The sequence below is a fragment of the Dryocola sharpae genome (assembly GCF_051307055.1).
Lineage (GTDB): Bacteria > Pseudomonadota > Gammaproteobacteria > Enterobacterales > Enterobacteriaceae > Dryocola.
On record NZ_CP149994.1, the window covers coordinates 1673066 to 1687958 of the forward strand.

The following is a 14893-nucleotide window of genomic DNA, read 5'->3' on the forward strand; positions in this document are numbered from 1 at the left end:
AACGTCTCATGCTCCGAAATGAATGAAAATTGAACATTAGCCAATGCAGCGTTCTCCAGCGGAGAACGCTGATGCGGGCTCAGGCCTCGGTAAGATTTCGGTTGATAATCTCGCTTATGGCTCCGTCTTCCTGCCACTGGTTCAGGTAGCGCGTGAGTTCATTAAAGAGCTTGTCACTGGCCCGCGGCACACAAATTGCCTGGAAAATCTGAGCAAAATTATCCGGCAGCACGCGAAAACCGCTATTCCTGCCGGCCGCGCTTTCCAGCGGCTGACGGATGCCGGCGGCCATATCGCCTTCTCCATCGAGAAACGCATCAATAGCCGCCTGTGACGAGGCCAGTCGATTGAGCGAAGCATGCTTTAATTCCCGGGTCAGGAACAGATCGTAGGCGGCTCCTTTACCGACATTGATCACCACGTCCGGTCTATCCATCTCGGCCACGCTTTGCCAGCTGCTGCTCTCTCTGACCAATACGGTACTCTCGATGGTGATATAGGGCTGAGTGAATCGCAGCACCGCTTCGCGTTGCGGATCTATCGCTAAGAAGGCGATATCCCATCGGTCGTTGGTCGCATCGTTTACCACTTTCCCCGCCGTGGGATAAGTGACAAATTGCGCCACCTTACCCTGTTCAGCCGCAATTTTGTGGGCGATCTCAACGGTAATGCCGCCAGGCTGCCCGTCGGGCAGCGTTTTGGTCAATACGGCGTTACCTAAATTAATGGCGAAGCGTAACGGGGTTGCGTTATCGGGGACTGACATGGGGTTCTCCTGAGAAATCGTCATCGTGATCCTGATTTGGCGTGTCAAAATTCAGACGTTGAATTTTTCCGGCCACAAACAGATAACAGCACAGATTGAGGAAAGCGCAGACGCCGACAAAAATCAAAGCACCATTAAACGAACCTGTATCTTTAATAATGTAGGCAATGATAATAGGCGTGAAAATCCCGGAAATATTACCGATCATATTAAACAAGCCGCCGCTCAGGCCAACCGCCTCTTTTGGCGAGAAATCAGAAACCACGCACCAGCCCATCGCGCCAAAACCTTTGCCGAAGAAGGCCAGCGACATAATGGCGACTACAACCCACGCCGAGTCGACGTAATTACAGATCACCATGCTCACGGCAAGCAGCATGCCGATAACGATCGGCGTTTTACGCGCCGCTGACAGGCTGAAGCCGCGCGCCAGCATATAATCGGATAGCACGCCTCCCAACAGCGCACCTGCACATCCGCATAATGCAGGCAGCGAAGCAATAAAGCCTGCCTTGAGAATGGTCATGCCGCGATCGTGCACCAGATAAACCGGGAACCATGTCAGGAAGAAGTAAGAAAGCACGGTAAAGAAGAACTGGCCCATATAAACGCCCAGCGCCAGTCGGCTGGTCAGTAATTTACGGGTATAGCCTTTGCCGACATTATCGCCTTTTTTGCTGATCTTCATGTTCGTCAGGCCGCCGCCGGACTGGATATATTCAAGCTCAGCATCATTCACCAGCGGGTGAACCTTTGGCGTATCGGTGAGCACGCGCGACATCAACAGCGAGACCAGAATACCTACGGCTCCCATAAACCAGAACACCGATTCCCAGCCAAACGAATAAGAGAACCAGCCCATCAGCGGTAAGAAGACGACGAGGGCGAAATATTGCGCCGCCGTGGTGAAACCGGAGGCTTTTCCGCGCTCTTTTGCCGGGAACCATGCGGCCAGGAAGCGTGAGTTGGCAGGTAACGTCGGCGCTTCAATCAGCCCCATCATAAAGATGAAGCCGAAAATCAGCACGCGCGTAACCCAGATATTGTCAAAAGAGGTGCTAAAGCCGACCAGGAAAACGAACAGCGACCAGGTAAAAACGCCTGCCACCAGCACCTTTTTGGAACCGTAACGATCGAGCAACCATCCGCCCGGATACTGTCCCAGGACATACGCCCAGGTGAAGGTGGAGATGAGATAGCCGAGCGCCAAAATATCCAGCCCGGCAGACTTCACCATGTCCGTTCCGGCAATAGAGAAGGTCGCCCTGTCGCCGTGGTTTAATGCAATACTGAGGAATACCATCAGCAAAATCATATAACGATAATGCGTCGGCTTGTTCTTTTTAACAGTGGAGTTCAGAGTAATCATAATATTCGGCCTTGTCTGGCGTACGATTAATTAAATCGGTAAAGTTCAGCCGGGTTTTCCACAAATAATTTGTGTCGAACCTGATCGTTATGCGCCCAGTGGTAGATTTTCGATAGTATCAATGCGTCATCTGGCATACTTTTATTGGCACTTATTAAATTGGGATGCGGCCAGTCGCTTCCCCATAAAACACGTTCGGTAGCCCCGCAAAGAAAGCTACGCATTATTGAAGCCATATCAGAAACATCATCGCGTTGTGACTGATGATAAAGCGCGGAGAGTTTTACCCAGCATCTGCCTTTTTCAATCAGCTTCCACGCCAGCTTCCAGCACGGGTGCGCCATCGCATCAGGCTGCGGCAGACGAAAGTAGTGATCGATAACCAGATTGCCGGGCGCCTGAAGCAGCACCGAGCGTAGCTGCCACAGCTGATCCGCAGTGGCGTGCACCTGCACATGCCAGCCACGTTCGGCAACGCGGTGCGCCACGGGTAACAGCATCTCAGGCGTGGTCGCATTGCCTGCACCGAGATTGAAACGAACGCCGGTGACGCCCGCCTGCTGCAGCGCATCAAGCTCCGTATCGCTGACGCTCTCGTTCACTACCGCTTCGCCACGTGCGCTGGAGCCAAAAGCGCGCAGGGCATCCGTCAGGCAACGGTTATCGGTGCCATAGGAAGAGGGCTGCACCAGAATATGACGTGTATGTCCCAACCATTTTTTAAACTGGTTGTAATCGTTGACGGTCGCGTCAGGTAAATTCCGCGTGTCATCCGCTGCATAGGGATAACGCCTGTCAAAAATATGATGGTGACAGTCGCAGCTATTTTCGGGCAATACGATCTCAGGCGGATGGGAAATATGGCTATATTTCACATCCGCCGAAATATCTCGTCTTTCCACGATGTTGCCTTATTTAAATTGAAATCGACCGAATGGATTAATGGGTCATTAATAACTTAAGCTTTGAAACGGCCGCGTGCGGACTGCTCAGAACCGGGCAAGAAACCGCGCGCTGAACCTGCTCCCAGGCAATGGACATGGAGAAGTGCGCAAGCAGAATGGCGTCGGCGTCGCCATGCTCACGCGCAGCCTGAACAATCAGCTGGTTATGACGTTCTGTATCACCTTGCTCAAGCGCCTCTCTTGCTCCTTCCACCACGATGCTTCGCAGCGTGGCCGCATGAGAGCCCTGGCGCGCAAGTTCATTAAATTCAGCTTCCATCCCGGCCACAGCGGGGGCAAAGGTTGCCAGCATGACAATATTTTTACCCTGTGCTAATGCCGCTTCAAACATGGCTTCGTTTGGCTTAAGCACCGGTATGGCATGCCTGGCGGCGCTGGCGTCAATGGCTTCACCAAAAGCTGAGCAGGTAAACAAAACCGCAGCGGCATCTATGCTTGCGGCATAGTCCACCAGGGAATCGATCCGCTGATACAGGCGGTCGGTAAGCCCGGCGCTTTTTCGACGGTCAACGCTTAACGCGTCATCCAGCAAATTGCTGATCTGCGCCTCTGGCCACTGGTCAGCAAAAGCCTGGTTTACAGGCTCAACCGCCAGCGGCGTCGCGTGGATTAAAACGATACGTTGATTCATCTTCGGCTCCATGAAAGCAGGTTGCCGCCCAAGCGCGACAACCTCATGACGTTTAAATCAGGCGCGAATGGCTGCAGCCACTTTTTCAGCAAAGGCTTTGGTGCCGCACTTGCCGCCCAGATCCGGCGTACGGGTTTCCGGATTTTCCAGCACTTCATCCACGGCACGGCCGATCTCTTCAGCGGCTTTCAGGAATTTTGGCTGGTTGTGTTTCTCGGCATACCATTGCAGCAGCATCGCAACGGACAGGATCATCGAGACAGGGTTGGCCTTGTCCTGATTCTGAATATCCGGCGCGGAACCATGCTGGGCCTGGGCGCAGCAATGGGTGTCGCTCGCCATGATGGAACCCGCAAGGCCGAGGCTGCCGGACAGTTCGCTGGCCAGGTCGCTGATGATGTCGCCGTAGAAGTTAGTGGCGACCAGCACATCGAAACGCTCCGGGTTACGCACCAGGTGCGCGGTTGATGCGTCAACTAACAGATCGTCCAGCTCTACTTCAGGAAACTCTTTCGCGACGTGACGCACGGCTTCAAGGAACAGGCCATCGGTCATGTGGAAGCTGTTAGCTTTATGGATTGCGGTCACTTTTTTGCGACGCTGCATCGCCAGCTCGAAGGCTTTACGCGCGATACGTTCAGAACAATGACGGGTGATTTTACGGGTCGACAGCGCCATATCCGGGCTTGGCATCACTTCGCCCCAGCCGCGGGTCATGTTGCGGTCCGGATAGAAACCTTCCGTCGCTTCACGCATGATCACCAGATCCATCGATTTACCTTCCTTCATGTTGGAAGTCAGGAAAGGACGGGTGCGCGCCGGACGAACGTTAGCGTAGAGGTCCAGACCGATACGGAAGCCGGCAGATACGTTACGACCGCCTTTTTCAGGCGCCGGATAATCAGCGTGGGACTGTGTACCCAGGATAATGCCGTCATACGTTTTGGCACGGTCGAGTGATTCCTGGCGCAGCGTAGTGCCGTGTAACTCCAGGCTTTTAAAACCTACGTCTTCGTAGTCGAACTCAAAGTGCAGGCCATACGCTTTATCCAGTGACTCCAGCACGGTTACCGCAGCAGAAGTGATCTCAGGGCCGATACCGTCACAAGGCAAAACCAAAATACGCATAAATACTCCAGATGGTTGGTCAGTTTTCGATTGCATTTTTATACCAATAAATGCACTGATGGCAAGGTGATTAAGATCACATTTCTGATACAAAAAAAATACATTACCATATTCGGCTATTTAATCAGTGGTTTATGAATACCCCCTGTAGGCTCTCAGGATCGCCGCTCGTTTGAGCAGATTCTGTCGGACGCTGAGGAATCGGCGTTTGTTAAATTAAACGCTCTTTTTTGTGATCTGAGGCACAAATTACTACCAAAACTAATTGCACTTATATTTACATAAAAGCAATATGTGCTCAATTTGTTACCGTTTTAGAGGAACACATATGATTAAGTTGGGCGTCATCGCGGATGACTTTACGGGTGCCACCGATATCGCCAGCTTTATAGTGAATGCTGGCTGGAAAGTGGTGCTGTTCAATGGCGTTCCTGCTGAGGCTTTCAATCAGGAAGGCATTGATGCGGTGGTTATCGCGTTAAAGAGCCGTTCGATTCTGACGAAGAGCGCGGTGGAGCAGTCTTTATCCGCATCCAACTGGTTAAAATCCCAGGGCTGTAAGCGGCAGCTATTCAAATACTGCTCAACCTTTGATTCGACTAAAGAAGGCAATATCGGCCCGGTTACTGATGCGCTGATGGAGAATCTTGGCGCATCGATGACGCTGATTTGCCCGGCGGTGCCGGACAACGGGCGCACCATTCTGCAGGGGCATTTGTTTGTAAAAGGCCAGTTGCTCAATCAAAGCGGAATGGAACACCATCCAGTGACGCCGATGAAAGAGTCTTCACTGAAAAAATTGATGGAGGCGCAATCCACCGGCCGCTGCGGAATTATCGATCTGGACACCATTAAAAATCATGCGGAAGAGATCCCGGATGCCTTAGCCAGACTGGCTAAGGAGAAGATTAAATATGTTATCTGTGACGTGCTTGATAACAACGATCTGTTAACCGTGGCGCGTGAGACGGCGGATTTTGCTTTGGTTACCGGCGCAGCAGGTATTGGTTATGCGATTGCAGCGCTGGATACCATGAATAAAACGGCTGATAAGCATGCGCTCACCATCAGCAAAGAGGGGGCGAGCGTGGTCCTTTCGGGCAGCTGCTCTTCAATGACCAACCAGCAGGTTAACTTCTATCAGCAGCGCGCCTCATCGCTGGCGCTGGATGTGGAAAAAATCCTCCATGAACCCGCTTACCTGCAGTCGGTGACCGACTGGGTCATCACCCATGCCGGCGATTCGCTGGCGCCCATGGTTTATGCCACCCAGCCGCCTCAGATCATCGAGATTATTCAAAAGAACTACGGCGCAGAATTTGTCAGTGAAAAAATCGAAGGGTTCTTCTCTAAGCTCGCTCACAATTTAAGTGAGCAAGGCTTCAACAAATTTATCGTGGCGGGCGGCGAAACTTCCGGCGCGGTATCACAGGGGCTGAATATTAAAGGCATGGTCATCGGCGATGCCGTTGCGCCGGGCGTTCCCTGGACACAGGTTCTGGATGAAGAAAAGTGGGTGATCCTCAAGTCAGGTAATTTTGGTAACAGTGATTTCTTCTTAAAGGCGCAGGAGAGTGTGAAATGAGTGAAGTGCAATATCGTCAGGATTTAGTGCGCTACGCACGCTCCCTGTTTGAACGCGGCTATAGCAGCGGCGGCGCTGGTAATATCAGCCTTAAGTTACCTGATGGACATATCCTCGCGACGCCGACGAATTCCAGCTTTGGCGATCTGGATGCCGATGAACTCAGTAAAGTGACAATGACCGGCGAGCTGGTTTCCGGCCAGAAGGCGTCCAAAGAAGTGCTGATGCATCTGGCGATGTACCGTCAGCGCCCTGCCTGTGGCGGCATCGTGCACCTGCATTCTCCATGGCTGACGGCCTTATCCTGCCTGCCCGACCTGAACTACGAGAATGCGCTGCCCGCCATCACCCCTTATTATGTGATGCGCGTCGGCAAGCTTCCGGTTGTGCCTTATATTCGCCCGGGATCGCCTGATATTGCGGTCCATGTAGAAAAACTGGCGAAGGAGCATAACGCGATTCTCCTTGCCAACCATGGCCCTATTATTTCGGGTAAGAGCATCCGCGAAGCGGTGTTTAATGCCGAAGAGCTTGAGGAAACAGCGAAACTCTATTTCATCCTAAAACCCTATGGCATCAAAACATTAACTGATGAAAATGTTGATGAGCTAAATACGCTATTCAATATGAAATAAATATCTTGATGATAAAGCTGTGCAGGCTTTCCTGCACAGCGGTTTTTTATATCTGATACTCTGCGAATAAAAAGGCTAAGCCATGTCTTTAATGCTTATCACCGGGATTACCATGTTTGTTATTCTGACATGGTGCTTACTGAAAAATAAGTTTCCTCCCAGTGTTTTGTTTATTATATTACCGACGATTGCCGCGCTGGTCTGTGGGTTTGGCTTTAAAGAGCTGGGCGAATATGTCGCATCAGGCCTGAAATCAGTGGTGGGAACCGCCACGCTGGTCGCCTTCAGCGCCATGTTCTTTACCCTGATGAAAGAGGCGGGCGTATTTGACGTCATTGTGCGCTTTATTCTTCGCTTCGTGACGCAGTCGACGTTCTCTGTTCTGCTGGCTACGCTGACGATCGCTTCCGTATGCAGCCTTGACGGCAACGCGTACGCAACCCTGCTGGTTACCGTTCCGGCCTTGTTACCGCTTTACGAAAAGATGAACATCAGCCGTAAAACCTTGCTGATGCTGGTTACCGTAGGCGTTGGCGTAACGGGCATCACGCCCTGGGGCGGTTCGCTTAACCGTGCCATTGCCGTGACGCATCTCGATATTCTGGACGTCTATTACAAACTCATTCCTCTGCAGGTCGTGCTGTTTATTCTCGGCGTTATTCTCTGCTGGTATATGGCCAGAGTTGAAAATAAAAGCGGCTCGGGGATCGACAAAGAAACCTTCCTGGTGATGCGCCAGGAGATGCTGACCAGCAAAGGCGATCATAATCCATGGCTGTTACGCGCCAACTTTATCCTGGTTATTTCCACCATTGTTATTCTGGTTTCCGGATTAGTCGCAGGTAATTTCCTGTTTATGATCTCTTTCTCGCTGGCGGTAATGATTAATTATCCGGATGCGAAAAAAGCACAGCAGAAAATCAAAGAGTACGCTCTGACCATTTTCCCGGTAATAGTGATTTTCTTAACCATCGGCGTATTTGTTGGCATATTACAAAACACCGGCATTATTAAGGTTCTGGTGAGCGAGCTTGCGGTGCTTCTTCCCGCCAGCTTAGGACCTTATCTTTATATTATTCTGGCTGCCTTCAGCGTACCTATTGTTATCCTGATTGGTTCAGATGCATTTTACTTTGCGCTTCTGCCTATCGCCGTGGGGCTTGGACAAAGTTTTGGCGTCTCGCCACTGCACGTCACTATCGCCATGCTGATCACTGAACAAATTGGCCTGCTGTTAAGCCCGGTCATACCGGCCACGCACCTGGGGTTAGGCCTGCTTAATCTTCAGGTCGGTGAGCATGTTCGTCACTCCATAGTGAAAATCTGGATCATGAGCGTGTGCGCTCTGTTAGCAGCTATCGTTCTTGGCATTATTCCCGTCTGAGGACGAGCGATATGAACCCCGCCGGGCGTCATTAATCGATACTCGAACCGGTACCGGTGAATGACAGCCCAGGGGCTTTTTCAGGTATGAACAATTGATCATTTCAGACTTTATAATCACGCTGGAACACCACAACAATCTGCATTGGTGATGTCGCTATTGCAGAATTTATGCGCGTTAATCCCGTCAAAAATAATAGAAAATGAATCATTTGTCGTTTTGTCATTTATTCACTTAATTTTTTATCATTCGACTGCTGCGCTGTAGTCTTTGATTACTTGCATAAGGAGCACTCTGGAAGTCTCTTCGGTTGTAAAGCGAAAATTACTTTTTAGTCGCTGCGTTATCATCGACCTGAAGAGCACGTTACCCTGATAAGAAATCGTCATTTGCTTTGCCATGTTTTCAAGGGTAATTTTCGTCATCCTTTCACCGCAGGTGTCGGTTAATTGAAAAGAAAGGTACTCCGAAAGTGTCTCGTCCTGTTGAGTATAATGAAGGGATTGAATGCATGACGGCGAAAATATATGTGTTTGTGCCCCAACCGAGAGTTCGAATTGTCCTTTTTCTGCCTGCGCTGCCAAGGGTAAAAGCAACAAAAAACTCAATACGCCAATTTTGGTAAACATTTCTTCTCCATTATGAAATACAGTAAACTACGAAAGTCAGTCAACGAAATCCCATCGTTTTACTGACTTTGAACCATTTTGTATGCCAGCCACTCGCTCCATATATCCTCAGGGTCAATATCAGGGTAACCACGCTCTCTGGCCATATCATCGGCAATCTCTTCTGGCAACTAAATGACGGTAGTATTAGCGCCTATTAACTCAACTTCATTCTGAGTCAATTCATGTCCAGTTTCTTTCTTTTTTTACTCAGGCAATACAACTAATGCCGGGATGAATACCATAGTCATTTTCTGTCAGTCTTCCCTCGTAGCTTAATTTCAATCATTCTGGCATAAATGCCATGTCGTTACATGTCCATAATAATCATTGCTTAAGCGGATAAAAATTTATTATTTCCATAACCATAAGGAGATGCGTTAACGTCCGCTTCGCTCAAAGTGCCCGCTGTCGCTGCTGTAGGCAGTTTTACGCCAGTACCGGGCATGCCAGCTTAGCTGTTAAACAGGCGGTAGCTGATATCCCGAGGCTAACTGCGCTGTAGCAGAAATTGCCGCAGTGCGGCTGTAACTTCTTCTGGTGCTTCTTCAGCCATATGATGACCGCTGTTGATTGATTTGCCGCTAACGTCCGGCGCCCAGCTTTGCCAGATAGCCAGTATGTCGCCGTATATCTCTTCCAGGTCATCATATTTTGACCACAGGCAGAGAGTGGGGCACGCAATGACTCGTCCGAGCAGGCGATCCTCAAGCTCGTGCTGTTTATCTATCGCCAGACCAGCGCGATAGTCTTCAATCATCCCGTGTACAGTAGCCGGATCGTGTATGGCTCGCCTGAACTCCTGATACTCCTCGTCTCCCATTGTTTCCGGCTGGCCTCCATACCATTTGTCCGGGTCAGCCAGAATTGCCCGCTCCGGCTTTTCAGGCTGGGCAAAAAAGAACCAGTGATACCACTGACGGGCAAACTTCTCATTACATCTGTTGAGCGCTTCAAGTATGGGAACAGAATCCAGTACGGCAAGGCGGGTAATACGGTCCGGATAATCAAGGGCTGCCCTGTAGGCCGTGTAACTTCCTCTGTCGTGTCCGACAAGCGCAAACCGGTCAAAGCCAAGATGACTCATTAACTCAATGCAATCTTTTGCCTTAGCTCTTTTAGAAGAGCCCGCGTGATCGGGCAGATCGGCAGGTTTAGATGAGCGGCCGAAGCCACGCAGGTCAGGGCAGACGACAGTAAAAGATTTAGCAAGCTCGGGAGCCACCTTCGACCAGGTCGCATGAGTACGAGGATGACCATGCAGCAGCAGGACCGGAGGACCATTACCGCCATAACGTACGTTAAGCACTGCTTCAGAAAGCGTTATTTCTGCGTGGGTAAATCCCTCAAACATAGGCTTTTCTCCTGCCCGATCTGTAGTACAGATTATAGACGAGCTTGCCCGCGAGGCCTTCGCACAAGCCGGATGTATGTTAATCGCTTTAAGGTCCGGGCCGGTAAGTCCGCTTTCGCTCATAGCGGAATTTGCCCCGCTTAGCTGTCCGCTTTGTGCCAGGAGCGGAAGTAGCCAACATTGTTATCTGTGTAAATTTAAAGGGAATAGGTCAATCTGTTATGTCATCCTTGTTTCTTTTAGATCATGTAGTAAATTATAGATGGTTATTCATTATAAAGAGAGTGTTAGCGTGTCTATCCTTCATCCAACTTTGGAAAACATACTCCGTTTAAAGGTTGCACCCACTCCCGGTGAGCTTCACTTGTTAAATCATCTTACGGAGAACTTGGATGATAGCTACGAAATTTTCTTTAATCCATTTATTGATGGGGATCGCCCTGATTTTATCATTCTTAAAAAACACACGGCAATTTTTATTATTGAAGTGAAGGACTATAACCTAGTTAATTATAGTGTGGATGCTTTTAATAAATGGCAAGTTAGTTCTGAAAAAGGGGTATCGAAGATTTCATCACCTCAATCACAAGCTTTCAGGTACAAGTCAAATTTATATAATCTACATTTACCAGTATTAGGTCTGTCTTATCTAAAAAATCGCAATTTTTTTAACATTGTCCAGCCGTTTGTTTACTTACACAAAGGTAATAAAGCCAATATAGATTCGTTATATTCCCACGCCCAGAGTGAATTGATGGCGCGATCTAGGTATATTGATGCACAATACAGGAATAAAGAAATTTCTGTAGAGCAATACAATCAACAGGCAGACAAAATCTCGCGGCTAAAAAGAAAGTCAACTAGAGATAAGTCCATGGCTTACGGCGCTGATCGAATAAAAGAACTCGTTAATAAAATTAAAAGCTTTAAGCCACATGTCCTGTTCGACGATCGTGTGTATGACGATTTTAAAAGACGCTTGATGCCAAGCGACCATACTTTAAAGCAGGCAAAAAAAATCTTCTTAGATAAGCGTCAGAGTAAGTTGGCAATAAGCGTGTCTGGAAAAGAAAAGATTAAGGGTGTAGCAGGCTGTGGCAAAACTACTATCATTGCAAATCGAGCGGTAAATGCCTTTCATCGGCATGATGATATTGTATTGATTCTGACTTTCAATATAACACTAAAAAACCTCATTAAAGACCGAATCAGCGATGTTCTTGGTTATCGAGACGATCAACATTTCGCAGTGACAAATTATCATCAGTTTTTCATGTCTCAATTGATTGAGACAGAACAGGATATCAGTGAATTAATTGAAAAATATGGATTTAATGAATTATTTAACCGTGATTTATTCAGCGGTTTTTCTGTTAGTAAGTATCGGACAATTTTGATTGATGAAGTTCAGGACTTTGAAAATGAATGGGTAAAAATTATTCGTGACAACTTCCTCAATCACGAGGGTGAAATGATTCTGTTTGGTGACGAATCACAAAATATTTATGAAAGAGATAGCAAAAGAGCGGCCGTCATCGCGCAGGGATTTGGTGAATGGAAGAAATTAAGTCGTTCCTATCGTACAAGCAGTGACTCGCCTTTGAATCGAATTTTTAAAGATTATCAATTGAAGTATCTGGTCGAAAAACATGCAGACATAGACTTATTTGAACAACAAAACATCCAGTCAGGAATGAATTTTGATATTATCAAATATCATTTCTTTCCATCCGACTGGGAAAACAAATGCTTTGAAAAAATTCAAAGTTACATCAAAAATTATAGTTTCAATCCAAATGATATTGTTATTCTGTCGTCTAATATTTTTCTTGTTCGTCGATTAAATGAAAGGTTGAATGAATTTGAAAATACCACCTGTATGTTTGAAACATATGAAGAACTAATTGAACTCCTACCGGAAGGAAAGAAGCATTACGATATCAATAGATTAAAATTGCTCACAAAAGAGGAGTTACGTGATTTTATTAAGCGACATACTGGTATTAAATCTGATATTGAGCGGGTAAGAAGGACAAAGAAAAATCATTTTTATCCGAATAGTGGATTGATCAAACTATCCACGATACATAGTTTTAAAGGTCTGGAGTCTAAAACCGTGTTTTATATTATGGATGACAAAGATACTCCTGAGGTTATCTATACATCGATCACGCGATCTATTGAGAACCTCATTATCTTGGATAAAAGTAGTGAGGGGAAATATACAAATTTTTTCAGCGAAATCAATGCGAATTGAAAAAAATTCTATACAGCTCAGCTGTAAACAGCCCGCTTAACCGGACCATTCACTTTTAGAGATCTTCCGGCAAACCAACTTCCGCTCCTCGCTCATCGCTGCCGGTCAGATGTTTCCCACGACAGATCATGCATCAGCAGGGGAGCAAACGGCTATGGATAGAATCACCGCAAAATCCACCAGAACGGAAACGAATATTACCCCACATTTAGTGGTGGCTACGTGTAGGTGGTTCATCTATTCTGCTTGTATCCGCGGGCTGGCTGGAGTCACTCTTTGTGGATAATCCCATCCTTCAGAAAACCATCATCTTTATTCCCATCCTGTGGGTAATCGATGAATTGAGGGCTAGGAAAAGAAAATGTTCTGACCCCGCTATTGAAGCAGCTGATGCGAGAGAATGCCATGGATGGCGCTATCTCAGATGGGGGTTCCGGACTAGACAAGTGGCTGCGATCGTGTATATCTTCTTTCAGCTGATTCAGGTATTACTGAGATAAACGCCACAGGCAGGTACGACTGGCAATATACTCAAGATATTTCCGGGAATACAGAGCTGCTGCCAGGCTCGAAGGCGACAATGGCTTTGACCTTGTCGTTTTTCATCGCCGTATAAGTGGGCGATGGGAAATCCGGACATGCCTGTCAGTTGTTTAAACAGACAGGCTTAAGAGACTTATAGCTCCGACGGCCAGTTCTCCAGTACGCGCTGGCGTACCTCTTCCGGATACCCCTGCTCGAACGAGGCATGCAGATGGCGGGTGGACTGCAGCGTATCAAACACCACTTTTGCCCCCTTACCTGCCACATACTCTTCTTCTTCATAACACTGCGGCAAGCGGATCACGCGCTGATCGTCGAACACCACGCGGCGGCCAACCGGGTGAACGCGGGTTGAGAGCACCCACACCACTTCGCGCAGGTTGGTGGGATCAAAATCATCGTCTACCACGTAGACCTTCGGAATAAACACCATCGCGTCGGCCTTAAACAGCACCTCGCCGATGCGCTGGGCCAGGGCTTCGCTGGTGACGCCCGGCAGTAGCTCGCGCCAGTTCTGCGGCACCACCACCAGCAGCCAGTGGACGGTGGAATCTTCCGGGATCCAGGCCGTGACGATCGGCAGTTCCGCTTCACGCAGATACGTCAGGGCATCGGCGGCCAGTCCCATCGCCCAGAGCGTGTGCGACTCGTCGGTCGGGCGGCCGGTGATCGACATCGGCCAGATCGGAGCGTCCCGGTGGGTAATGGTCTCGACGTGGAAGGTCGGTTGGGCAGACGAGCCCTCGCCAAGATAACCACCGTACTCGCCGTAGGGACCTTCCTGGCAATCGCGGGTGATGGAGACATGACCCTCAATCACGATCTCTGCCGTGGCAGGCACGTCCAGATCGATACTGACCGCTTTCACCACCGGCACCGGCTCGCCCGCCAAGGTGCCGATGTAATCCGCCTCGTCGGCGTGGGCAGGGATCGGAATGCCGGAAACGCAGGAGATGGCCGGAGCCGGACCCTGCACCAGCGCGTAAGGCATCGGCTGGCCGAGCTTCACCCACTCAGTCCAGATCTGGCCGATATGCTGGCTCGGCACAATCAGCCCCACCATCCGTTTGCCGTCCACCTTCATCACACGGGCGATGGACCAGTTCACCCATTTGCCGTCCGGTGTTTTTACGATCAGCGTGCCCCAGGTATTGGCGTAGCGACCGCCGTCCTTGTCATGGGCAAAGGGGATAGGGAAGCGATCGAGGTTAGCTTCTTCACCGCGCAGGATATTCTGATGGCACAGCGCGTCAGCAGAGGCCACACGCACCGGCGGAATACCCGGTTTGTGACGTGCCGCCGACAGCGCTTCGACGATTTGCGGTCCGGTGGACGCCGGTGCCAGACCGAGCGACATCGCCACCCGGGCGTAAGGCATTTCCGGGCGGGAAGAGAGACTGGCCGGGGCACCAAACAGGCGGAAACCGGGTGCCACGCCTGCCACATTGTGGAACAGCGGGGCAGGGGACTGGATCTCGTAGCTGCGGCGGGTGATGGCGCTCGGCTCAAAATCACCGTCCACTTCCCGGGTCACGTGCATGATGTCGCCCATGGCATCGAGGGCATCGATAAAACCGCGTAAATCACCGTAATAGTTCATCAGGCTCT

Annotated in this window: 13 protein-coding genes; 5 read left to right on the top strand and 8 right to left on the bottom strand. The window is 49.4% G+C overall.

The genetic code is table 11. The annotated features are described in order from the left end of the window. Positions 1-79 precede the first annotated feature (79 nt). From WLO31_RS07955 to WLO31_RS07975, 5 genes are read right to left on the bottom strand one after another with little or no spacing between them, the layout of a single operon-like run. Positions 80-766: a transporter substrate-binding domain-containing protein gene (locus tag WLO31_RS07955; protein WP_435929930.1), complete on the bottom strand. Its 687-nt coding sequence runs from the start codon at positions 764-766 to the stop codon at positions 80-82. Beyond that, entirely contained in the window at positions 750-2135 is a 1386-nt protein-coding gene (locus WLO31_RS07960) for an MFS transporter (RefSeq protein ID WP_435929931.1), read from the bottom strand. Before WLO31_RS07960 ends, WLO31_RS07955 begins: the two co-directional genes overlap by 17 nt. 26 nt (positions 2136-2161) lie before the next feature. Next, on the bottom strand, positions 2162-3037 hold the full coding sequence (locus WLO31_RS07965; RefSeq protein WP_435929932.1) for an amidohydrolase family protein: 876 nt from the start codon (positions 3035-3037) through the stop codon (positions 2162-2164). A 37-nt stretch (positions 3038-3074) separates the two neighbouring features. Next, positions 3075-3731, bottom strand: a complete 657-nt coding sequence (locus WLO31_RS07970) for an aspartate/glutamate racemase family protein (protein WP_435929933.1) — start codon at positions 3729-3731, stop codon at positions 3075-3077. 57 nt (positions 3732-3788) lie between these two features. Beyond that, positions 3789-4859, bottom strand: a complete 1071-nt coding sequence (locus WLO31_RS07975) for an isocitrate/isopropylmalate dehydrogenase family protein (RefSeq protein ID WP_435929934.1) — start codon at positions 4857-4859, stop codon at positions 3789-3791. A 328-nt stretch (positions 4860-5187) separates the two neighbouring features. On the opposite strand from WLO31_RS07975, the gene otnK reads away from it, so the two are divergent. The 3 genes from otnK (at position 5188) to WLO31_RS07990 (ending at position 8463) form a co-directional block, all read left to right on the top strand. Next, complete coding sequence (otnK, locus tag WLO31_RS07980) at positions 5188-6444, top strand: 3-oxo-tetronate kinase (RefSeq protein WP_435929935.1); 1257 nt, start codon at positions 5188-5190, stop codon at positions 6442-6444. After that, positions 6441-7079, top strand: a complete 639-nt coding sequence (gene otnC / locus WLO31_RS07985) for a 3-oxo-tetronate 4-phosphate decarboxylase (protein WP_435929936.1) — start codon at positions 6441-6443, stop codon at positions 7077-7079. The genes otnK and otnC overlap by 4 nt, the downstream gene beginning before the upstream one ends. Positions 7080-7161: 82 nt before the next feature. Beyond that, positions 7162-8463, top strand: coding sequence for an SLC13 family permease (locus tag WLO31_RS07990; RefSeq protein WP_435929937.1), 1302 nt, complete (start codon positions 7162-7164; stop codon positions 8461-8463). A gap of 245 nt (positions 8464-8708) precedes the next feature. Here WLO31_RS07990 and WLO31_RS07995 read toward each other — a convergent pair whose 3' ends face one another. Both WLO31_RS07995 and WLO31_RS08000 read right to left on the bottom strand, forming a co-directional pair. After that, entirely contained in the window at positions 8709-9092 is a 384-nt protein-coding gene (locus WLO31_RS07995) for an Insecticidal toxin complex protein tccz (protein ID WP_435929938.1), read from the bottom strand. Between the two features lie 529 nt (positions 9093-9621). Then, positions 9622-10485, bottom strand: a complete 864-nt coding sequence (locus WLO31_RS08000; protein WP_435929939.1) for an alpha/beta hydrolase — start codon at positions 10483-10485, stop codon at positions 9622-9624. Positions 10486-10777: 292 nt separating this feature from the next. On the opposite strand from WLO31_RS08000, the gene WLO31_RS08005 reads away from it, so the two are divergent. Together WLO31_RS08005 and WLO31_RS08010 are read left to right on the top strand one after the other, a co-directional pair. Then, on the top strand, positions 10778-12742 hold the full coding sequence (locus WLO31_RS08005) for a UvrD-helicase domain-containing protein (RefSeq protein WP_435929940.1): 1965 nt from the start codon (positions 10778-10780) through the stop codon (positions 12740-12742). 278 nt (positions 12743-13020) lie between these two features. Then, positions 13021-13242 carry a hypothetical protein gene (locus WLO31_RS08010; RefSeq protein ID WP_435929941.1) on the top strand — a complete coding sequence of 74 codons (222 nt, stop codon included), beginning with the start codon at positions 13021-13023 and terminating at the stop codon, positions 13240-13242. A 176-nt stretch (positions 13243-13418) separates the two neighbouring features. Here WLO31_RS08010 and WLO31_RS08015 read toward each other — a convergent pair whose 3' ends face one another. Next, complete coding sequence (locus WLO31_RS08015; protein WP_435929942.1) at positions 13419-14885, bottom strand: UbiD family decarboxylase; 1467 nt, start codon at positions 14883-14885, stop codon at positions 13419-13421. Between the last annotated feature and the right edge of the window lie 8 nt (positions 14886-14893).

Coding starts and splice junctions, on each gene's coding strand:
- WLO31_RS07955 (WP_435929930.1), bottom strand. CDS start 766: ATGTCAGTCCCCGATAACGCAACCCCGTTACGCTTCGCCATTAATTTA.
- WLO31_RS07960 (WP_435929931.1), bottom strand. CDS start 2,135: ATGATTACTCTGAACTCCACTGTTAAAAAGAACAAGCCGACGCATTAT.
- WLO31_RS07970 (WP_435929933.1), bottom strand. CDS start 3,731: ATGAATCAACGTATCGTTTTAATCCACGCGACGCCGCTGGCGGTTGAG.
- WLO31_RS07975 (WP_435929934.1), bottom strand. CDS start 4,859: ATGCGTATTTTGGTTTTGCCTTGTGACGGTATCGGCCCTGAGATCACT.
- otnK (WP_435929935.1), top strand. CDS start 5,188: ATGATTAAGTTGGGCGTCATCGCGGATGACTTTACGGGTGCCACCGAT.
- otnC (WP_435929936.1), top strand. CDS start 6,441: ATGAGTGAAGTGCAATATCGTCAGGATTTAGTGCGCTACGCACGCTCC.
- WLO31_RS07990 (WP_435929937.1), top strand. CDS start 7,162: ATGTCTTTAATGCTTATCACCGGGATTACCATGTTTGTTATTCTGACA.
- WLO31_RS07995 (WP_435929938.1), bottom strand. CDS start 9,092: ATGTTTACCAAAATTGGCGTATTGAGTTTTTTGTTGCTTTTACCCTTG.
- WLO31_RS08000 (WP_435929939.1), bottom strand. CDS start 10,485: ATGTTTGAGGGATTTACCCACGCAGAAATAACGCTTTCTGAAGCAGTG.
- WLO31_RS08015 (WP_435929942.1), bottom strand. CDS start 14,885: ATGAACTATTACGGTGATTTACGCGGTTTTATCGATGCCCTCGATGCC.